Source organism: Nocardioides sp. Root151, assembly GCF_001427925.1.
Taxonomy (GTDB): Bacteria; Actinomycetota; Actinomycetes; order Propionibacteriales; family Nocardioidaceae; genus Nocardioides.
The window spans coordinates 1,048,040-1,068,080 of sequence record NZ_LMGG01000007.1 but is presented as its reverse complement, the minus strand read 5'-3'; the positions used below and the strand labels follow the sequence as shown (position 1 = coordinate 1,068,080).

Annotated in this window: 20 protein-coding genes and 1 pseudogene; 7 read left to right on the top strand and 14 right to left on the bottom strand. The window is 70.5% G+C overall.

The annotated features are described in order from the left end of the window. Positions 1-19: 19 nt before the first annotated feature. The 10 genes from ASD66_RS22605 to ASD66_RS22560 all read right to left on the bottom strand — a co-directional run bounded on the left by ASD66_RS22605 (position 20) and on the right by ASD66_RS22560 (position 10,353). The gene (locus ASD66_RS22605) at positions 20-544 is read right to left on the bottom strand and encodes a 3-hydroxyanthranilate 3,4-dioxygenase (RefSeq protein WP_056892304.1); all 525 of its coding nucleotides are present in this window, start codon (positions 542-544) and stop codon (positions 20-22) included. Further along, on the bottom strand, positions 541-990 hold the full coding sequence (locus ASD66_RS22600) for a RidA family protein (protein ID WP_056892303.1): 450 nt from the start codon (positions 988-990) through the stop codon (positions 541-543). Before ASD66_RS22600 ends, ASD66_RS22605 begins: the two co-directional genes overlap by 4 nt. After that, entirely contained in the window at positions 983-1,774 is a 792-nt protein-coding gene (locus ASD66_RS22595) for a 2-keto-4-pentenoate hydratase (protein ID WP_056892302.1), read from the bottom strand. Before ASD66_RS22595 ends, ASD66_RS22600 begins: the two co-directional genes overlap by 8 nt. After that, positions 1,771-3,228: a 2-hydroxymuconic semialdehyde dehydrogenase gene (locus tag ASD66_RS22590; protein WP_056892301.1), complete on the bottom strand. Its 1,458-nt coding sequence runs from the start codon at positions 3,226-3,228 to the stop codon at positions 1,771-1,773. Before ASD66_RS22590 ends, ASD66_RS22595 begins: the two co-directional genes overlap by 4 nt. Then, positions 3,225-4,577 carry an FAD-dependent oxidoreductase gene (locus tag ASD66_RS22585; RefSeq protein WP_056892300.1) on the bottom strand — a complete coding sequence of 451 codons (1,353 nt, stop codon included), beginning with the start codon at positions 4,575-4,577 and terminating at the stop codon, positions 3,225-3,227. Before ASD66_RS22585 ends, ASD66_RS22590 begins: the two co-directional genes overlap by 4 nt. Then, positions 4,570-5,844, bottom strand: coding sequence for a kynureninase (kynU, locus tag ASD66_RS22580; RefSeq protein ID WP_235530206.1), 1,275 nt, complete (start codon positions 5,842-5,844; stop codon positions 4,570-4,572). Before kynU ends, ASD66_RS22585 begins: the two co-directional genes overlap by 8 nt. A 117-nt stretch (positions 5,845-5,961) precedes the next feature. Continuing rightward, positions 5,962-6,864, bottom strand: a complete 903-nt coding sequence (locus tag ASD66_RS22575) for a hypothetical protein (RefSeq protein WP_056892299.1) — start codon at positions 6,862-6,864, stop codon at positions 5,962-5,964. A 109-nt stretch (positions 6,865-6,973) separates the two neighbouring features. Next, a complete protein-coding gene (gene ilvD, locus ASD66_RS22570; RefSeq protein WP_056675972.1) occupies positions 6,974-8,656 on the bottom strand; it encodes a dihydroxy-acid dehydratase in 1,683 nt (560 codons plus the stop codon). A 68-nt stretch (positions 8,657-8,724) separates the two neighbouring features. Next, on the bottom strand, positions 8,725-9,186 hold the full coding sequence (locus ASD66_RS22565; protein WP_056675969.1) for an SRPBCC family protein: 462 nt from the start codon (positions 9,184-9,186) through the stop codon (positions 8,725-8,727). Positions 9,187-9,267: 81 nt separating this feature from the next. Then, positions 9,268-10,353, bottom strand: coding sequence for a WD40/YVTN/BNR-like repeat-containing protein (locus ASD66_RS22560; RefSeq protein ID WP_056892298.1), 1,086 nt, complete (start codon positions 10,351-10,353; stop codon positions 9,268-9,270). Between ASD66_RS22560 and ASD66_RS22555 the strand changes: the two genes are divergently transcribed. The 5 genes and pseudogenes from ASD66_RS22555 to ASD66_RS24305 form a co-directional block, all read left to right on the top strand. Beyond that, the gene (locus ASD66_RS22555) at positions 10,352-11,239 is read left to right on the top strand and encodes an EamA family transporter (protein ID WP_082563488.1); all 888 of its coding nucleotides are present in this window, start codon (positions 10,352-10,354) and stop codon (positions 11,237-11,239) included. The genes ASD66_RS22560 and ASD66_RS22555 overlap by 2 nt on opposite strands. A 113-nt stretch (positions 11,240-11,352) precedes the next feature. After that, entirely contained in the window at positions 11,353-11,535 is a 183-nt protein-coding gene (locus tag ASD66_RS22550) for a hypothetical protein (RefSeq protein WP_056892297.1), read from the top strand. A gap of 54 nt (positions 11,536-11,589) precedes the next feature. Further along, positions 11,590-12,516 (top strand): alpha/beta fold hydrolase, encoded by a 927-nt coding sequence (locus ASD66_RS22545; protein WP_056892296.1) that lies wholly within the window; start codon positions 11,590-11,592, stop codon positions 12,514-12,516. A gap of 43 nt (positions 12,517-12,559) precedes the next feature. After that, positions 12,560-13,705 carry a PQQ-dependent sugar dehydrogenase gene (locus ASD66_RS22540; RefSeq protein WP_056892295.1) on the top strand — a complete coding sequence of 382 codons (1,146 nt, stop codon included), beginning with the start codon at positions 12,560-12,562 and terminating at the stop codon, positions 13,703-13,705. A gap of 162 nt (positions 13,706-13,867) precedes the next feature. Beyond that, positions 13,868-14,068, top strand: a pseudogene (locus ASD66_RS24305) (ISL3 family transposase); the annotation flags it as partial. A gap of 51 nt (positions 14,069-14,119) precedes the next feature. On the opposite strand, the gene ASD66_RS22535 reads toward ASD66_RS24305, so the two are convergent. The 4 genes from ASD66_RS22535 to gatC all read right to left on the bottom strand — a co-directional run bounded on the left by ASD66_RS22535 (position 14,120) and on the right by gatC (position 18,253). After that, entirely contained in the window at positions 14,120-14,626 is a 507-nt protein-coding gene (locus tag ASD66_RS22535) for a DinB family protein (RefSeq protein WP_056892294.1), read from the bottom strand. Positions 14,627-14,835: 209 nt separating this feature from the next. Then, a complete protein-coding gene (gene gatB / locus ASD66_RS22530) occupies positions 14,836-16,335 on the bottom strand; it encodes an Asp-tRNA(Asn)/Glu-tRNA(Gln) amidotransferase subunit GatB (protein WP_056675950.1) in 1,500 nt (499 codons plus the stop codon). Beyond that, the gene (gene gatA / locus ASD66_RS22525; RefSeq protein ID WP_082599675.1) at positions 16,332-17,912 is read right to left on the bottom strand and encodes an Asp-tRNA(Asn)/Glu-tRNA(Gln) amidotransferase subunit GatA; all 1,581 of its coding nucleotides are present in this window, start codon (positions 17,910-17,912) and stop codon (positions 16,332-16,334) included. Before gatA ends, gatB begins: the two co-directional genes overlap by 4 nt. After that, positions 17,909-18,253: an Asp-tRNA(Asn)/Glu-tRNA(Gln) amidotransferase subunit GatC gene (gene gatC, locus ASD66_RS22520; protein WP_056675946.1), complete on the bottom strand. Its 345-nt coding sequence runs from the start codon at positions 18,251-18,253 to the stop codon at positions 17,909-17,911. The genes gatA and gatC overlap by 4 nt, the downstream gene beginning before the upstream one ends. Before the next feature lie 84 nt (positions 18,254-18,337). On the opposite strand from gatC, the gene ASD66_RS22515 reads away from it, so the two are divergent. Together ASD66_RS22515 and ASD66_RS22510 are read left to right on the top strand one after the other, a co-directional pair. Then, positions 18,338-18,856: a SigE family RNA polymerase sigma factor gene (locus ASD66_RS22515; protein ID WP_056675943.1), complete on the top strand. Its 519-nt coding sequence runs from the start codon at positions 18,338-18,340 to the stop codon at positions 18,854-18,856. Next, positions 18,849-19,994, top strand: coding sequence for a YncE family protein (locus ASD66_RS22510; protein WP_056675942.1), 1,146 nt, complete (start codon positions 18,849-18,851; stop codon positions 19,992-19,994). Before ASD66_RS22515 ends, ASD66_RS22510 begins: the two co-directional genes overlap by 8 nt. Positions 19,995-20,041: the final 47 nt, after the last annotated feature.

The window sequence follows — 20,041 nt, the reverse complement described above, 5'->3', positions numbered from 1 at the left end:
AGACTGCCCGTCAACCCGGTCAGCCCTTCCCCGGGTGCAGTGCGCCGCACGCGTCGCAGGTGCGCGCCTCCTCCGACGAGTAGAACGCCTCGAAGACCGGCGGAAGGTCCGACACGATGTCACGCACCTGCAACTCCGCCTCGTGCACCTTCGCGTTGCACTGCTGGCAGAACCAGGCGAACTTCTCGAGGGTGCCCTCCTCACGGATGCGCTCGATGACCAGTCCGATCGAGCCGGCCTCCGGTCGCTGCGGTGAGTGGTAGGTGTTGCCCGGCAGCTTCCACATCGACCCCTCGGTGATGTCGACGCGGTGCGGGCCCTCGTCGGTCATCAGGTCGACGTGCATGTTGCCGCGGTACTGGTAGAACCACTCCTCGTAGGGCTCGAAGTGGAAGTCGGTGCGGCTGTTCGGCCCGCCCACCACCATCACGATGAAGTCGCCGGTGGCGTCGTACATCTGCTTGTTGTTGACCGGCGGCTTGAGCAGGTGCTCGTTCTCGTTGATCCACGACTCGAAGTTGAAGACGGGTGGGATGTCGGTCATGGGCTCTCCTCCGTGGTGCGGTCGGTTCGGGCGGCGCCGGCCAGGGTGGCGACGGCCTGGATCTCGATGAGCAGGTGCGGGTGCGGCAGCTGGTGCACCGCGACCGTCGTACGCGTCGGGCCGGTGTGGTCGAAGAACTCGGCCCACACCTCGTTGTAGCCGCCGAAGTCGTTCATGCTGACGAGGTACGTCGTCACCTGGACCAGGTCGCCCAGTCCGGCCCCGACGGCAGTCAGCAGGTCACGGATGTTCTCGATCACCGCCCGGGTCTGCGCGCGGATGTCGAGGTCGACCACCCCGAGCTCGTCGACCTCGACGCCGGCGAAGCTGTTGTCGGGGCGGCGGCTGCTGGTGCCCGACACGTAGACGAGGTCCCCGGCGACCTTCACGTGCGGGAAGGCGCCGCGCGGGGTCGCCTTGCCCGGTACGACGACGCCCTCAGGCACGGTCTCCTCCTGTCCGCACGGAGACCAGGCCGAGCCCGGCCACGGTGCCCTCGACGAGCACGCCGGGCTCCATGGCCACGGCCGCGGTGGCCGCACCGGCCAGGATGATCGAGCCGGCCGGCAGGGCGAGGTCGTAGTGCGCCGCCATCCGTTGCGCCGCGGCGACGGCACGCAACGGGTCGCCGAGGATCGCCGAGGTGCTGCCCTGCTCGCGGGTCTCCCCGTCGAAGGCGAGCGTGACCTTGGCACCGGCGAGACGCTCGCGGTGGTCGGCGAACGGCAGCCACTCGCCGAGCACGAAGCCGGCCGCCGAGGTGTTGTCGGCGACCACGTCCTCGAGGCTGAACCGGAAGTCGCGGTAGCGGCTGTCGATGATCTCGAGGGCCGCCGCGACGTCGGAGACGGTCGAAAGGGGGTCCTCGAGGTCGGGCGGCAGGTCCGCACCGAGCCGGAAGGCGACCTCCGGCTCGACGCGTGGATGCACCATCGTGGCGAGGTCGACGGTGCCGCCGCCGGACACCTCGGTGCTCGCCGTGAGCTGGCCGATGATGACGTCGGAGACGCCCATCTGGCGCGCCTTCGCCTCACTGGTGAAGCCGAGCTTCACCCCGACGACGAGGTCGCCGCGTCCGACCCGCAGGGCGATGCCTCCCCGTTGTACGGCGTACGCCTCGTCGAGGGTGAGCGGATCGTCGGCGGACAGCTGCGGGATGGCCGTGGCCGTGCGCACCGCGTCGTCGAGGCGGACGGCGAGCTCTTCGATGCGGTCTCTCGCTTCGCTCACAGCTGCACGCACACGTTCGTCGGTTCGGTGTAGAAGTGCAGCGAGTGCAGGCCGCCCTCGCGGCCGATGCCGGAGAGTCCCACGCCGCCGAACGGCGACCTCAGGTCGCGGAGGTACCACGTGTTCACCCAGGACATTCCCACCCTCATCCGTTGCGCGACCCGGTGCCCGCGCGACAGGTCGCTGGTCCAGGTGACCGCGGCCAGGCCGTAGTCGGTGTCGTTGGCCATCTTCACGGCTTCCTCCTCGGTGTCGAACGGGATCAGTGCGGCCACCGGACCGAAGACCTCCTCGCGCACCACCCGGTGACTGTTGTCGAGCCCGGTCCACAGGGTCGGCTCGATCCAGGCACCGGCCGCCAGGTCGTCGCCCAGGTCGGGGACGCCTCCCCCGACCACCACCTCGGCGCCCTCCGTGACCGCGAGGTCGAAGTAGGACTGCACCTTCTCGCGGTGCACCCGCGAGATCAGCGGCCCGGTCGTGGTGCCCGGGTCGTCGGGGCGGCCCAGACGCAGCCGACCCGCCTCCTTGGCCAGCCCCGCGACGACGTCGTCGAAGACCGGCCGCTCGACGTAGACCCGCTCGGTGCACAGGCAGACCTGGCCGGTGTTGAGGAACGTGGAACGGGCCAGCCCCGGGATCGCCTTGTCGAGGTCGGCGTCGGCGAAGACCACCGCCGCGTTCTTGCCGCCGAGCTCGAACGACACCGGGCGTACGGCGGGGGCCACGGAGCGCATGATCGCCGAGCCCGTGGACGACTCACCGGTGAAGGTGACCCCGTCGATGCCGCGATGACTGGTCAGGTGCTCACCCGCCGAGCCCGGGCCGAAGCCGTGCACGACGTTGTAGACGCCGTCGGGCACCCCGGCCTCGGCGATCACCTCGGCCAGCAGGGTGGCGGTGGCCGGTGTCTCCTCGGACGGCTTGACCACCACGGCGTTGCCGCAGGCCAGGGCCGGCGCGACCTTCCAGGTGAGCAGGAGGAGCGGGAGGTTCCACGGGACGATCACCGCGACCACGCCCAGCGGCTTGTGCACCGCGTAGTTGAGCGCGTGTCGCCCGTCGGGCAGCTCGGTCAGGAAGGAGTCCTGCCCGGCCGAGGCGACCGTGTCGGCGAAGGACCTGAAGTTCATCGCGGCACGGGCCACGTCGAGCTCACGCACCAGCGAGACCGGCTTGCCGGTGTCCCTCACCTCGGCGGCGACGAAGTCCTCGAACCGTTCGTCGATGCGGTCGGCGACCCGACGCATCAGGGCGACGCGGTCGGCCGTCCGGGTGCGGCCCCAGGCACCGTCGAGGGCCCGGCGGGCGGCGCGTACGGCGGCGTCCACCGTCTCGGCACCGGCCTCGCTGACCGTGCCCACCAGGGAACCGTCGACCGGGTCGATCTTGTCGAACTCCGCGACCCCGTCGACGTAGGACCCGTCCACGAAATTCCGGAACGTCGTGCTCATGATCCGACCCTAGACCCGCGGCCTCTGAGCAGCCGGCGTACGGCGAGAAGGGCGGCACCTGATCCGGTGGCGCCGGTGGCGAGCAGGCCGAGGTTCTGCCGGCGCATGCGGTGCTCGATCTCGACGTAGGGGATCGTCGTGAAGGACACCATCTCGTAGCGGGACTGGTAGCGGCCGGGAACCGCCCGCTCCAGCGCGTGCTGGGCGCGCGAGCGCAGCCGGAACACCGGCGAGCTGACCCGGTCGCGCATCTCGACGAAGTTGTCCAGGGCCATCTCCGCGATCGCGTCGCAGTTCGCCTTGCGGGCCTGTTGGTAGGCGTCGAGGGCGCCGGTCAGGTCGTCCCCCGCCTCTGCGAGGAGCCGGTCCAGCTCGATGCAGTCCTCGAAGGCGCAGTTCGCGCCCTGGCCGAAGAACGGGACGATCGCATGGGCGGCGTCGCCGAGCAGGGCCAGCGAGGCACGCTCGCCGTGGTGCACCCAGGGGCTGCAGCGGATGGTGACCAGGGACCCGATCGGGTTACGCCTGAAGTCGTCGACCAGGTCCGGGATCAGGTCCGCCACGTCCGGGTAGTGCCGGGCGAAGTGGCTCCGGATCTCGTCGTCGGTGCCCAGCGCGTCGAACTCCTCGCGGGTCCAGAAGAGCGTGCAGGTGAACGACCGGTCGAGGTTGGGCAGGGCGATCATCATCGACGAGCCCTGGGGCCAGATGTGGAGGGCGCCGGGGTCGAGGGCGAAGTCGCCGTCGACGGCCGGGATGGTCAGCTCCTTGTAGCCGTGGCTGAGGAAGTCCTGGCTGAAGTCGAAGCCGGCCCGGAAGGTCACGGCCCGGCGCGAGGCGGCGTACGACCCGTCGGCACCGAGCACGAGGCCGGCAGGCCTCTCGACAGGGCCGGTGTCGGTCCGGAAGCGCAGCACGCCGCCGTCCAGGTCGACGGACTCGAGCTCGTGCCCGAACTCGAGAGTGACTCCGGGCGTCGCCTCGGCGGCGTCGAGCAGGAGCTCGTTGAGCCGGCTGCGGCTGACCGAGTGGATCGCCCGCACCCGGTCCGCACTGTAGGGCTGGAGCTGTGCCGCCGCGTCCTTCGCGTGCACCATTCGCCCGTGCATGGGCAGCGCCTGGGCCAGCACCTCGTCGCGGAGGCCGACCTGCTCGAGCGCACTGAGGCCGCGCGCCGACAGGGCCAGGTTGATCGAGCGGCCGCGCTCGGCACCGGTGGCGCGCGGGTCCGCACGGCGTTCGTGGAGCGTGACCCGGCGGCCGCTGCGGCCGAGCAGGGTCGCGGCCAGGCAGCCGGCCAGTCCGGCGCCGATGACCGCCACGTCCTGGTCGGCTCGGGTCTCAGGCACGTGCGCTCACCACCTCGGCCAGCGCCGTCGCCGCACGCCAGCAGTCGTGATGGGTCGAATACATCGGGACGGGCGCGAACCGCACCACGTCCGGCTGGCGGGCGTCGGCGATGACGCCACGCTGTCGCAGCCCGCGGGTCACCTCGCCGGCGTCGTCGGCCTGCAGCCGGACCGACAGCTGCGCGCCACGCTGGGCGGGGTCACGCGGGGTGATGATCTCGAGCGCACGGTCGGCGCAGAGCTCGTCGACGGCCCGCTCGAGGTACGCCGTGAGCCGGAGACTGCGGGCCCGCAGCGCGCCCATGCCCACGCTGTCGAACATCTCCAGCGACGCGAGCACCGGCGCCATCGCCAGGATCGGTGGGTTGGAGAGCTGCCAGGCGTCGGCGGTGTCCACCGGGGTGACCTCGGGCCCCATGCGGAAGCGGGTGGCCGGGTCGGTGCTCCACCAGCCGGCGAGGCGCGGCAGCGACCGGTCAGCCAGGTGGCGCTCGTGCACGAACGCGCCGGCAACCGCACCCGGCCCGCTGTTGAGGTACTTGTAGGTGCACCAGGCGGCCCAGTCGACGTCCCAGTCGTGCAGTCGCAGCGGCACGTTGCCGGCCGCGTGCGCGAGGTCCCAGCCCACCACGGCGCCCGCGGCCCGCCCGGCGCGGGTGATCGACTCGATGTCGAGCAGCTCGCCGCTGTAGTAGTTGACGCCGCCCAGCAGGACCAGCGCCACCTTCTCCCCGTGCTCGGCGAGGAAGCTGACGACGTCGTCGCTGCGCAACCCGGCCTCGCCGTCGCGGGGGCGCAGCCGGATCACTGCCTCGTCCGCGTCGTACCCGTGGAGGGCGGCCTGGCTGCGGACTGCGTAGCTGTCGGAGGGGAACGCGGCGTCCTCGATGACGATCGCGTGCCGGTCGGGTGTCGGCCGGTAGAAGCTCAGCATCAGCAGGTGCAGGTTGACGGTCAGCGAGTTCATCGCGACCACCTCGGCGGGGAGCGCACCCACGAGGCGGGCGGCCGGTTCCCGCAGCAGCTCGTGGTAGGGCAACCAGGGCCGTTGCGCCTCGAGGTGCCCCTCGACCCCGAGACGCGCCCAGTCGTCGAGCTCTCCCTTGAGTCGCTCGGCGGTCACCCGGGGCTGCAGCCCCAACGAGTTGCCGGCCAGGTAGGCCGTCTCGGTTCCCGGCTGCTCGGGCACGGGTGGCACCAGGAACTGGTCGCGCGCGCAGGGGTCTGCGGCATCCAGCGCCAGGGCGCCTGCTTCGTCGACGGTCACGCGTGGGGCCTCCATGTTCTCGTCAATCGGTCACATCCATCCGGTCACCGGACACTCTGGCGGCCCGACATCGTCCGCGTCCAGTCGCCGCCCGCCGCGTGTGGCGCCGGATCCGGCTCACCCCGCAGCCGTCTCGTCGGCGGCCACCACCCTGGCTCGCGACAGCCAGGCGGCCGCGTCGTGGCCGGGGCCTCCCGGCACGAAGCTGAGGCGATCGCTCACCGCTGGTCCGGCGAACGGCGCGACCAGCGCGTGGACCAGGGCCCTCGGGCGCAGCCCGGCCCGGACGAGCAGCGCCAGCTCACGTTCGTTGAGTCCGACCGGCAGGTCGCCGTTGCCGAGGTCGGTGCCGTAGAGCACCTCTCCCCCGGCCGCGTGGAAGCGACTCAGGTTGTCCACGGCCGTGTCCTGTTCCGGGGAGGACGTGCCGTAGCCGTGGATGTCGAGCGTGCTGATCCACCGCTGGCTGCGGGCCGCCCGGGCGATCTCGTCGTCGGACGCCCGCTCGGTCCAGGGCGTGTGCGCGAGTACGGCGACCCCGGCGTCGAGTGCGACCCGGAGCATGCCGGGCCCCTGCACGTGGGCGACCACCGGAACCGGCGACGCGTCGACCACCGCGGCCAGCGTGGCCGTGTCCAGCACCGGCCCGGCCTCGTTGTTGAGCACCACCTTGACCAGCGAGGCACCCAGGTCGACCTGCTCCGCCACGGCGGCCGCGGCCTGCGACGGGTCGGCCACGGCCCGGGTGCTGCCCTCCGGCGCCCAGGCGCGGTCACTCGGATAGCCACCGGGCGCGGTCAGGAAGCAGCCGGCGTACGCCACCGGGATCCTGGCGGCATCGGCGAGGTCGACGATGTCCGGCGACCAGCCGAGATCCACCACGGCACCGATGCCGCCGTCGGACAGTGCGTCGTACCCGACCAGGCCGAGGTGGACGTGGTGGTCGCGGAACACCGGGAACGCGGTGCCCTCCTCACCGGTGGGCAGGTGCCGCACCAGTCGTCCCGGCTCTCGCTCCATGGGCCATTCCTACACCCTCCCCACCCGATGCAACGCGGGGTTACGGTCGCTCCACACGCGTTGTGCCACGGACGAACCGTCAACAGCACCGCACAGGACGACCGCTGAGTCAGCTGGTGACGGCTCCGTGCGCCGCCGACTGCACCGTCTTGGCGTACTTGCCGAGGACGCCGCGGGTGTACTTCGGCGGATTCGGCTCCCAGCCCACCTTGCGCTTCTCGAGCTCGGCGTCGTCGATCTCCACCTCGAGCAGGCGGTTGGCCACGTCGAGGGTGATCTGGTCACCGTCGCGGACGAACGCGATCGGACCGGCGTCCACGGCCTCGGGCGCGATGTGCCCGACACACAGGCCCGTCGTACCGCCGGAGAAACGACCGTCGGTGATCAGCAGGACGTCCTTGCCGAGGCCAGCGCCCTTGATGGCACCGGTGATGGCGAGCATCTCGCGCATGCCCGGACCGCCCTTGGGGCCCTCGTAGCGGATCACGACCACGTCGTTGGCCACGATCGTGCCCTGCGTCAACGCGTCGAGTGCCGCGCGCTCGCCGTCGAAGACCCGGGCCGTGCCGGTGAAGACGTCGTTGTCGAAGCCTGCGCTCTTCACGACCGCACCCTCGGGGGCCAGCGACCCCTTCAGGATGGTCAGGCCGCCGGACTTGTGGATCGCGTTGTCCATGGTGTGGATGACGTCGCCGTCGAGGGCCGGCGGGGCGATCGACTCGAGGTTCTCGGCGAGCGTCTTGCCGGTGACGGTCATCGCGTCGCCGTGCATGAGGCCGGCGTCGAGAAGCGCCTTCATCACCATCGGGATGCCACCGACCCGGTCGACGTCGGTCATGACGTACTTGCCGAACGGCTTGAGGTCGGCCAGGTGCGGGACCTTGTCGCCGATGCGGTTGAAGTCGTCGATGGTGAGGTCGACGTCGGCCTCGCGGGCGATCGCCAGCAGGTGGAGCACGGCGTTGGTGGAGCCGCCGAGCGCCATCACGACGGCGATGGCGTTCTCGAAGGCGTCCATGGTCATGATGTCGCGGGCGGTGAGGCCCTGGCGCAGCATCTCGACGACGGCCTCGCCCGACTTGATCGCGAAGGTGTCGCGGCGACGGTCGGGCGCGGGCGGAGCAGCGGAGCCGGGGAGGGACATGCCGAGCGCCTCACCCACGGAGGCCATCGTGTTCGCGGTGTACATGCCGCCACAGGCACCCTCACCGGGACAGATCGCCTTCTCGACACGGTCGACCTCCGCGCGGGTGATCTTGCCGGCCAGGCAGGCTCCGACGGCCTCGAACGCGTCGATGATGGTGACGTCCTTGCCGTCGATCTGGCCGGGCAGCGTCGACCCGGCGTACAGGAAGACCGAGGCAAGGTCGAGGCGGGCCGCGGCCATCAGCATGCCGGGCAGTGACTTGTCGCAGCCGGCCAGCAGCACGGAGCCGTCGAGGCGCTCGGCCATCATCACCGTCTCCACGGAGTCGGCGATCACCTCGCGGGAGACCAGCGAGAAGTGCATGCCCTCGTGGCCCATCGAGATGCCGTCGGAGACGGAGATGGTGCCGAACTCGAGCGGGAAGCCGCCGGCCGCGTGGACACCCTTCTTGGCGGCCTTGGCCAGCCGGTCCAGCGAGAGGTTGCAGGGGGTGATCTCGTTCCACGACGAGGCGACACCGATCTGAGGCTTGACCCAGTCGTCGTCGCCCATGCCCACGGCACGGAGCATGCCGCGCGCAGCGGCCTTCTCCAGTCCGTCGGTGACGTCGCGGCTGCGGGGCTTCATGTCAGGTGCGTCGGTCATGCCCCGAGCCTAATCCGCGAGGCTCGGCGCCGGGCGGGGTGTCTCAGCCCGGCGCCGCGTCTGGTGACTCAGGCCGGCTCTTCTGCGCGTGCCTTGAGGTTGGCCAGGCCCTTCTCGAAGTCCTTGCCGACCAGCTTGTCCATCGGGATGACCCGGCCGACCAGGCCCATCAGGCCCTTCTGCTCACCCTGCATCGCCCAGGTCACCTCGGTTCCGGCCGCCACCGGGCGCAGTGTGAACGTGACGGCGTTGGTCGCCTTCCACGGCTTGAGGAACCTCAGCGCCACCCCGATCCGGTCGGGTTCCGAGGCGGTGATCACCATGGTGCCGCTGCCGGCCCGCTTGTTGCCGGACCAGGCGTAGTGGGAGCCCTCGCCGCTCTCCGGCCCGGAGTAGGTCCGGTCGAGGTCGGGGTCGAGTCCCTCCCACGGCGACCAGCCCTGCCATTGACGGAAATCGTTGATCAGCCCGTGGATCCTCGGCGGATCGGCCACCACCACGGTTGAGCGCTCAACCTTGAACTCGGACATCGTCCAACCCCTCACACATGTTCCCAACGCAAGGGATCGTGTCAGAAAGAACGCGCGAGCACGACCCTTTCGGGGAGGGACTCACAGGGTCGCGGCGCGGACCACCATCACGTCGGGGAGGTTCTGCACGATCTCGCGCCAGGTCTCCCCCGCGTCCGCGGAGGCGAAGACTCCGCCGTTGCGACCGCCGAAGTAGAGGCCCGCCGGATCGTGGCTGTCGGCGTCCATCGCGTCGCGCATGACCGCCACGAAGAAGCCCTCGGGCAGGCCGGTGCCCAGCTCCTGCCAGGACGCGCCGGCGTCGGTGGAGCGCCAGACCCGCGCCTTCGCGTCCACCGGGTAACGCGCGTCGCCGCCCTGGATCGGGAAGACGAAGATCGTCTCCGGGTTGTGGGGGTGCACGACCATCGGGAACCCGAAGTCGGCCGGCAGCCCGTCGGCGATGGACTCCCAACGGCCGCCCTGGTCGTCGGAGCGATAGACGCCGCCGTGGTTCTGGAGGAACAGCCGGTCGGGTGCGTCCGGGTGGCGGGCCACCTTGTGCACGCACTGGCCGAACTCCGGGTACTGCTGCCCCTCGGGCAGGAACTCGGCCCGGATGCCGTCGTTGCGGGGCTGCCAGGTCTCGCCGCCGTCGTCGGTCTGGTAGACACCGCCGGTCGAGATGGCGACGGTCAGCGACTGTGGGTCGGCCGGGTGCGGAAGGATCGTGTGGAAGGCCTGTCCGCCGAACCCCTCGCCCCACTGGGTGCGGTGCGGGTGGTTCCACAGGCCCCGGAGCAGCTCGAAGGACTCGCCGCCGTCGGTCGACCTGAACACCGCGCCCGGCTCCGTGCCGGCGTACACGACACCCGGTTCGGTGCCGGGGACCAGCTGCCACACCCGCTCGACGCTGGCGTCGATGTCGTCGGGCATGCGTACGGCGCCACCCGGCGTCTCCTGCCACGAGGCGCCGAGGTCGTCGGAGCGCCAGACCTGGGGGCCGGTCCAGCTCGACGAGGCACCCACCAGGAGACGCGGGTTGTCGCCACGTGTGTCGACCATGCAGGAGTAGACCTCCTCCATGTCGAAGTGGGGACCGGTCCACTGCCAGTCGACGCGCGCCGCGTCCGACGTACCGATCCAGAGGCCCTTGCGGGTTCCGACGAGGAGCACTGTCGATGCCATGCTTCGACCCTACGACCGGATCACGTTCGAGGGGAGAGGCATGCGCAGGGCAATCTGGCTGGTGCTGGGCGGCATCCTCTCCGTGCAGCTCGGCGCGGCCGTGGCCAAGGGCCTGTTCGACCGGATCGACCCCACCGCCATGGTCTTCCTCCGCCTGGTGACGAGCACGCTCGTGTTCCTCGCCATCGCCCGGCCCGACCTGCGCGGTCGCTCACGCGAGGACTGGGTGGTCGTGCTCGGCTTCGGGCTCAGCCTCGGGGTGATGAACTGGTCGATCTACCAGGCGTTCGCGCGCATCCCGCTCGGGTTGGCGGTGACGATCGAGTTCGTCGGACCGCTGGCCATCGCGGTGTTCGGCTCCCGGCGGCCGCGTGACCTGGTGTGGGTCGGCCTGGCCGCAGCCGGCGTGCTGCTGCTCGGCTTCCAGCCGACCGGGGTCACCCTGGCCGGGGTGCTGTTCGCCCTGCTCGCGGGCGCCGCGTGGGGGTCCTACATCCTGCTGAGCGCGAGCACCGGTCGACGCTGGCCGGGCATCGACGGCCTCGCCGTGGCCAGCGCGGTGGCGACCGCACTGCTGGTGCCCGCCGTCGTGAGTGGTGGCGTCGGCGACCTGCTGCACGGTGACATCCTCCTGCTCGGCGCCGCCGTCGGCATGCTCAGCTCCGTGGTTCCCTACAGCCTCGAGCTGGCCGCCCTGCGCTCCCTGCGCCCGGCCGTGTTCGGCATCATGATGAGCCTCGAACCGGCCGCCGCGGCCCTCGCCGCGATCGTCGTCCTCCAGGAGTTCCTGGAGCCGATGCAATGGGTCGCGATGGCCTGCGTGATCGCGGCAAGTGTCGGCGCCACGCGGTCCGGGGCGCAGCTCCACGAGCCGGTGCCGGACTGAAGGTCCTCGCCGCGTGCTCGTTCACCCAGATGTCACACGACGTTGACGCAAGGGTCGCCCCCGCAGGCCTAGGTTGGGAGTCGTCCCCGCCATCGAGCCGCCTGGAGCGGATCATGAATCCCCTGCGCACTGTCCGGAACCTGCTTGACGACTGGGCCGTCCGGTCCCAGTCCACCGCCCGCCGCAACGCCATGCTCGCCTGCACCACCCTGGCGAAGCACCGCGCCGAAGTCCTCGAGGTCGATGAGTTCTTCGCCGCCCGCTATCCGACCCGGGTCGTGGTCGCCCACGGCTGAGGGCTCGGTCACATCTCCCGCACGGGCGGGCCGGCCTGGTGAACAATCCTCCTCATGGCTGCCATCGCCCAACCTGAAAGCACGATCGACAGCGCGACCCCGTCGGTCTACTTCTTCGACGTCGAGTCCGCGGACGGCACGCTCCTGCGCGCCTGGACCAACGACCCCGACTGCCTGATCGACGGCCCGACGGTCGTGCTCTGCAACGGCCTGGGCACCAACCCGTGGACCACGCCGTCGTTGCTGCGGCCCGGGTCCGGCGTACGCGTCGTGTCCTGGAACCACCGCGGCACCGGCGGCTCCGCACGTCCCGCCGACCGCAAGCACGTCGGCATCGAGCACTTCGTCGAGGACGCCGTCGCGGTGATGGACCACGTCGGCCTCGACAAGGCCGTGCTGCTGGGCTGGTCGATGGGCGTGAACACGATGTTCGAGCTCGCCGTACGCCACCCGGAGCGGGTGTCGGGGCTGTTCGCGTACGCCGGTGTGCCCGGGGCGACCTTCTCGACGATGCTGGCTCCTCTGCACCTTCCCAAGCCTGTGGCGCGCGCCCTGACGGTCAACCTGGCGCGCGTGGTCGCCGCAACGGGCAAGGCGATCACGCCGATCGCCAAGCGGCTGCCGATCGGGCAGAAGGCAGTGAGCCTGGTCAGCCACAGCGGCTTCATGTTCCCGGTCGCCGACCCGGAGCTCGCGGCGAAGGCGATCCGCGAGTACCTCACCACGCCGATCGACTGGTACTTCCACCTCGCGCTCACCACGGCCGCTCACGGCCGGGTCTCGCTCAGCCGGATCGACGTGCCGACCGCGTTCGTCGCCGCCGAGTGGGACCTGCTCGCCGGCCCACGCGACATGGCCAGCGCCGCGGAGCGCATCGAGGGCGCGACGTACGTCGAACTCGTCGGCAGCCACTTCATCGCGATGGAGCAGCCGGAGCGCTTCCACGAACTGCTCCTGGAGTTCCTCGACCGGGTGCGCTGACCCCCGGCCCGGGCCTCACCGTGGTGCCCTACAGTCTTCTGACATGAGGTTGGTGGCGTCGCTCCTGATGGTTTCGGTGGCGTTGACCGCCTGTTCCTCCGAGGACGACGGCGACCCACAGTCGACGCCGCAGGTGCCGGCCCAGCCTTCGGGCGACGGATCGACCGGGACTGGTCCGACGGATCCCGTGCTCACCGGCAAGCCCCGTCCCTCCGCGTCGGCGGACGGGGTCCGCGTCGTCGACACGGTCGCGACCGGGCTGGAGGCCCCGTGGGGCCTGGACTTCCTGCCGAACGGCGACGCCATCGTCACCGAGCGTGACTCCCGGCGGGTCCTGGTGGTCTCGAGTGGCCGCACCCGCGAGATCGGCGTGATCGACGAGGCCGATCCACGCGAAGAGGCCGGGCTGCTCGGGGTCGCGGTCTCCCCCGACTTCGCCACTGACTCCACGCTGTACTTCTACGTCTCGACCCCGACGGACAACAGGGTGGTGCGGGCGTCGTACGACGGGAGCACGCTGGGAGCGACCGAGCCGATCCTGACCGGCATTCCCAACGGGTTCATCCACGACGGCGGCCGCCTGGTGTTCGGGCCCGACGGCAACCTCTACGTCTCCACGGGCGAGACCGGCGACCAGGACATGGCGCAGGACCCGGACGCACTGGGCGGCAAGATCCTGCGGATCACCCCCGACGGCAAGCCGGCACCGGGCAACCCCGACCCGTCGTCGCCGATCTGGTCGACCGGGCACCGCAACGTGCAGGGTCTGGCCTTCGACTCCGACCGCCGGCTGTGGGCCAGCGAGTTCGGCTCCCAGGCCTTCGACGAGCTGAACCGGATCGAGAAGGGCGCCAACTACGGCTGGCCGCTCTTCGAGGGATCCGGCGGCGCCCCCGACTACACCGACCCGCAGGTGGTCTGGCGCACCAGTGACGCCTCACCGTCCGGACTGGCCTGGGCGGACGGCTTCTTGTGGATGGCCTCGCTGCGCGGTGAACGCCTGTGGCGGGTGAAGGTCGAGGACGGTGTCGCGAGCGACCCGACCGACTTCTTCGTCGGGAAGTACGGCCGGCTGCGCACCGTCGTACTCGCTCCCGACGGCAACCTGTGGCTGACCACGTCCAACCGTGACGGTCGCGGTGATCCGGCCGAGGCCGACGACCGCATCCTCGTCGTCTCCCCCTCCTGACGCGAGCCGCGTGCTTTTGATGCGCGAACCGTGGGTTGTTGCGCGCCCAACCGTGAGTTCTTGATGTGCTGAAATCAGGCTCTTCGCAGTTGAGGGTGTAGTCCGGTCGGCGCGTCGGTGGCCGGGTAGGGGTCGAGGTCTCCCGAGGATGGGGGTGACCATGATCTCGGGCTCGAAGTGCTCGGGCAGCGGCTGGAGCCCGATCGGGCGATTCTCCGGTGCCGGGTTGTCGAGCCCGACAGATGGTGTCGTCGCTGCGGATGCCCTGGCGCGGCCAGGGACACGGTGGTCCGGCGGTTGGCGCACGAGCCGTTCGGGTGGCGGCCCACGGTGTTGGAGGTCAGCCTCCGTCGATACCGTTGTAACGCCGCCTCCGACGACCCGGAACACGGACCGACGACGCGCCGCGAGCCGTCAGTCGCCGACGCTGCCGTCGATCATCTCGCGCAGGATGTCCGCGTGGCCCGCGTGCCGGGCGGTCTCCACGATCACGTGCAGGTACATCCACGTCAGTTCCCTGCCCCGCGGTGTGATGACGGCGTAGTCGAGGTTGTGCTGGGCGGCGATCTCGCGGGAGCGGTCGCACTCCGCCTGGTAGGCGGCGATGACGTCGTCGAGCTTCTCGTTCGGCTCCAGCCGCAGGTCGGCCTCCGGGTCTGCGTCGGTCCACGGCGGCGTGGGCAGCTCCGCGGCGGGGATCTGCCCGATCTGCTCGGCGAACCCGCCCAGTTCCACCCACCGCAGGTGTTTGATCAGGCCGAGGTTGGTGCCGGTCGGCACCGGGCTGCGCCGCGCGTCCTCCTCCGACACCCCGCGGGCCTTGCGCACGACGGCGTCGCGCAGATAATCCAGGAACGTCTCGAGCTGCTCGCGCTCGCTGGCGGCGACCACGCTGCCGAGGATCTCACCCGGTCTAGTCATGGCCGGAACATAGCACGCGGGCCGACCCTCGCACCGGGGCTATTTTTGGGCTCTTCGGCGGCTTCCGACCCCAACTACACCCTCGATTGTGAAGAGCCTGAAATCAAGAACCCACGGTTGGCGACGCAAGGATGCACGGTTCGCGCATCAAGAACCCACGGTTGGCGACGCAAGGATGCACGGTTCGCGCATCAAGAACCCACGGTTGGTCAGGTGAGCTTTTCGATGATGAGCTCGCGGACCCGGCCGGCGTCGGCCTGACCGCGCATCTCCTTCATCACCGCGCCGATGAGGGCACCGGCGGCGGCGACCTTGCCGTCGCGGATCTTGTCGGCGACGTCGGGGTTGGCCTCGATCGCCTTGTCGACGGCGGCACCCAGGGCACCGTCGTCGGAGACGATGGCGAGGCCACGGGCGGCGACGATCTCGGCGGGGGTGCCCTCGCCGGCGATCAGGCCGTCGAAGACCTGGCGGGCCAGCTTGTCGTTGAGCGAGCCGGCGTCCACCAGGGCTTGTACGGCGGCAACGTCGGCAGGTGTCACGCCCAGATCGGCGATCTCCTGGCCCGAGTCGTTGGCACGGCGGGCCAGCTCGGAGAGCCACCACTTGCGCGCCGACTGCGGTGAGGCACCGGCGGCGATGGTCTCCTCGACCAGCCCGAGCGCTCCGGCACCGACGGTGTCGCGCATCTCGAGGTCGGAGAAGCCCCACTCCTTCTGCAGGCGGCCGCGCTTCTCGCGGGGCAGCTCGGGCAGGGTGCCCTTGAGCTCCTCGACCCACTCACGCGACGGCGCCACCGGCACCAGGTCGGGCTCGGGGAAGTAGCGGTAGTCGTCGGCGTCGGACTTCGGGCGACCGCTGGTCGTGACGCCGGTGTCCTCGTGCCAGTGCCGGGTCTCCTGCAGGATCGAGCCACCCCCGTCGAGGATCGCGGCGTGACGCTGCATCTCGTAGCGGACCGCACGCTCGACCGAGCGCAGCGAGTTCACGTTCTTCGTCTCGGTGCGGGTGCCGAGCGAGCCGGTGCCGACCGGGGCCAGCGACAGGTTCACGTCGGCGCGGATCGAGCCCTGGTCCATGCGGGCATCGGAGACACCCAGGGCCACGATCAGCTCACGCAGCTGCGCGACGTACGCCTTGGCCACCTCGGGGGCCTTCTCCCGTGAGCCCATGATCGGCTTGGTGACGATCTCGATCAGGGGGATGCCGGCCCGGTTGTAGTCGACCAGCGAGTGGTCGGCGCCGTGGATGCGCCCGGTGGCTCCACCGACGTGCAGCGACTTGCCGGTGTCCTCCTCCATGTGGGCGCGCTCGATCTCGACGCGCACGATCTCGCCCCCCTCGAGCTCGACGTCGAGGTAGCCCTCGAACGCGATCGGCTCGTCGTACTGCGAGGTCTGGAAGTTCTTTGGCATGTCCGGGTAGAAGTAGTTCTTGCGCGCGAAACGGCACCACTCGGCGATCTCGCAGTTCAGCGCGAGGCCGATGCGCATCGCCGACTCGACGGCCTTGGCGTTGACCACCGGCATCGCGCCGGGCAGGCCCAGGCAGGTCGGGCAGACCTGGCTGTTGGGCTCTCCGCCGAACACGGCCGGGCAGCCGCAGAACATCTTGGTGTTGGTGTTCAGCTCGACGTGGACCTCGAGGCCCATCGCCGGGTCGAACTTCTCGAGGGACTCCTCGAAGGACAGCAACGTGTCGGTGCTCATGCCATTTCTCCGGTGGTCGAGTAGGGAGGTCTCGATACGGGCGCAGAGCGCCCTACTCGACCACCGGGACCCGTGTCGAGACTGGGGGCCTGCGCCAGCAACGGGCCGCCCCACTTCTTCTCCAGCAACGTCTCGAGGGCAGCACCCACGCGGTAGAGCCGGTCGTCGGCCAGGGCCGGTGCCAGCACCTGGAACCCGGCGGGCAGGCCGTCCTCGGAGGCCAGGCCGCTGGGCAGCGAGATGCCCGGGACACCGGCCAGGTTGGCGGGGATCGTGGCGAGGTCGTTGAGGTACATCGCCAGCGGGTCGTCGAGCTTCTCCCCCAGCTTGAACGCCGTGGTCGGCGCGGTCGGCGAGACCAGCACGTCGGCCTTCTCGAACGCGGCCTCGAAGTCGCGGCTGATCAGCGTGCGCACCTTCTGCGCCTGGCCGTAGTAGGCGTCGTAGTAGCCGCTCGACAGGGCGTAGGTGCCGAGGATGATGCGGCGCTTGACCTCGTCGCCGAACCCGGCATCACGCGAGGCGCGCATGACGTCCTCGGCCGACGGGTCGCCGTCGGGCACGACCCGCAGGCCGTAACGCATCGCGTCGAACTTCGCCAGGTTGGAGGACGCCTCCGACGGCATGATCAGGTAGTACGCCGCCAAGGCGTGCACGAAGCTCGGGCAGGAGACCTCCACCAGCTCGGCGCCGGCCGAGACGAGCAGGTCGAGCGACTCCCGGAAGCTGGCCTCGACGCCTGCCTGGTAGCCCTCGCCTCCGAGCTCCTTGATGACGCCGACGCGGAGCCCACTCAGGTCTCCGGACGCACCCTGACGGGCGGCCTCGGCGAGTGCACCCACCGGCTCGTTGATCGAGGTGGAGTCGCGCGGGTCGTGACCGCCGATCACCTCGTGCAGCAGGGCAGAGTCGAGCACGGTGCGCGAGACCGGGCCGGCCTGGTCGAGTGAGTTGGCCATCGCCACGAGGCCGTAGCGCGACACCCCGCCGTACGTCGGCTTCACGCCGACGGTGCCGGTGACCGCACCGGGCTGGCGGATCGAGCCGCCGGTGTCGGTGCCGATCGCCAGCGGCGCCTCGAAGGCGGCCACCGCAGCGGCCGAGCCACCGCCGGAGCCGCCGGGGATGCGGTCGAGGTCCCACGGGTTGCGCGTCGGGCCGTACGCCGAGTGCTCGGTCGACGAACCCATCGCGAACTCGTCCATGTTGGTCTTGCCCAGGATCGGCAGGCCGGCCTCCTTGAGGCGGGTCACCACCGTGGCGTCGTACGGCGGGATCCAGCCCTCGAGGATCTTCGAGCCACAGGTCGTGGGCAGGCCCTCGGTGGCCAGCACGTCCTTGACCGCGATCGGCACGCCGTCGAGGAGCGAGGCGGGGGCGCCGGCGGCACGACGCGCGTCGGAGGCGGCGGCCTGGGCCAGCGCTCCCTCACGGTCGACGTGGAGGAACGCGTGGACTGCACCGTCGACGGCCTCGATGCGGTCGAGGAACAGCTCGGTCAGCGCGACGGACGTGGTCTCGCCGGCCTCGAGGGCGGCGACCAGGTCGGCGGCGGAGGCACGGAGGTAGTCGGTCATGCTTCCTCCCCCAGGATGCGCGGCACCGAGAAGCGCTGCCCCTCGGACGCCGGGGCCATGGCCAGCGCCTGCTCGGCGGTCAGCCCGGGCGTCACGACGTCGTCGCGGAACACGTTGGTCAGCGGCAGCGCGTGGGAGGTCGGCGGGATCTCGTCGGCGGCGACCTCGGCGATGGAGGCAACGGACTCGAGGATCACCGACAGCTGCGGTGCGAGGTGCTCCAGCTCGGCGTCGGACAGGTCGATCCGGGCGAGATCGGCAAGATGCGCGACCTCGTCACGTGAAATCTCGATACGACCACTCGTGCCTCGCGGGCTACTCGATCCAGGAATCTCAGGCATGGACCCGATCCTATGGCCGAACCACTCCCAACCGAATCCCGGGTCACCGCGTCTAGCGGGGTGACAATCACTTCGGGAGGACACATGGCACGACCACCATCCGACGCGGACTACGCAGAGTTCGTGCACGGCGTCTGGCCGCGGCTCTACCGCACGGCCTACCTGCTGATCGGCGACCACGCGACCGCGGAGGACCTGGTCCAGACGGCGCTCGCCAACACCTATGCGTCGTGGCGCAACGTCCGCTCCCTGGACGCGGCCCACGGCTATGCCCGCAAGGCGCTGATGAACACCGCCGCCTCGTGGTTCCGCAAGAAGGGCTGGCGCAACGAGGTGCCGACCGACGTACTGCCCGAGTCCGGCGCCGAGACCGACCCGTCCCACCGCCCGGCAGTGCTGGACGCGTTGAAGCTCCTGCCCAAGGGCCAACGGGCCGTGATCGTGCTGCGCTACTACGAGGACCTCGCCGTGTCAGAGACCGCGCGAATCCTCGACTGCTCCGAGGGAACGGTCAAGAGCCAGACCTCGGCCGCCCTCTCCCGGCTGCGCGTCCTGCTCGGCGACGCAGTCATCCCGCTCACCACTGGAGCCTCCAATGACTGAACGACTCTCACACCTGCTGCACGACGAGGCCGACCTCCTCGACATCCCCTCCGCTCCCACCGGACCGGTGCTCGCCAAGGGCCGTTCGATCCGGCGTCGTCGCCGAGCCACGAGCCTGGTCGCCGCGGCCGCCGTACTCGGTGTCATCGGTGGCGGTGCCGCCCTGCTGGCAGACGGTCCCGGTGGCGGTGACCGCACCAGCGACGCTCCCGTCTCCGCGACCGAGCGCTACCTGCGCGGCGGCGCGTACGCCGTGGGCAGCACCGTCTACTTCGGCGACCCCGGCAACGGACCGATCACGCTCGAGGAGAAGGTGAAGGCGCTCTACTACACCTCCGAGGGCGTCGTGGTCCGCACCGGCAAGACGCCGTGGACCGACGACTCCGGGCCCTCTCACTATGCGCTGGTCACCCCCACCGGTGACGTGCAGCCGCTCGATCTCGACCTCGGGGACCGGGTGCCGGCCACCGACCCGCACACCCAGACGATGGTCTACGCCGACGGCCAGCAGGGCGCCTGGGAACTGGTGGTCGTCGACATCAGCACCAACACCGAGGTGAAGCGCATCCCGTTCGAGGGCTCGTTCAGCTGGGGCGGCTGGGAGGCACCGCCGGTCGGACTGGCCGGTGACACCGCGTACGTCGGGATGGACGACGCCACGCTGGCCATCGACCTCGGAACCGGTGAGGCGAGCGTCGCCGAGGGGCTCGACAAGGCGACCATGCCCGAGGCCACCGGCGGTCACGCACTGACCACGGACTACAGCACCAGCATGGAGGTCGTCGACCTGGCCTCCGGCGAGAGGCTCCTGCAGATCGACCTGCCCGAGGGCCACCACTTCGGTGAGCTCTCCCCCGACGGCCGCTACCTGAAGGTCGTCGCGGAGGAGGAGCTCGACGAGAACGGCCAGATGGGTCCGGCCGACCCGGGCTTCGACGTGTACGACGTGGCGACCGGCGAGCACGTCTCGTTCGACCAGCAGCCCTGGGACTTCGGCTGGTCCCCCGACGGCCACCTGGTCAAGGTCACCCGCACCGAGGTGACCGTCTGCGATGCCAGTACCGGCTCCTGCACCACCGACGAGCAGGCCAGCGGAAAGGGCGAGATCAAGATCGCGGGCAACGCCTACGAGTCCTGACGCTCGAGACGGACGGGGCCATGGACCGGATTCAGGTCCATGGCCCC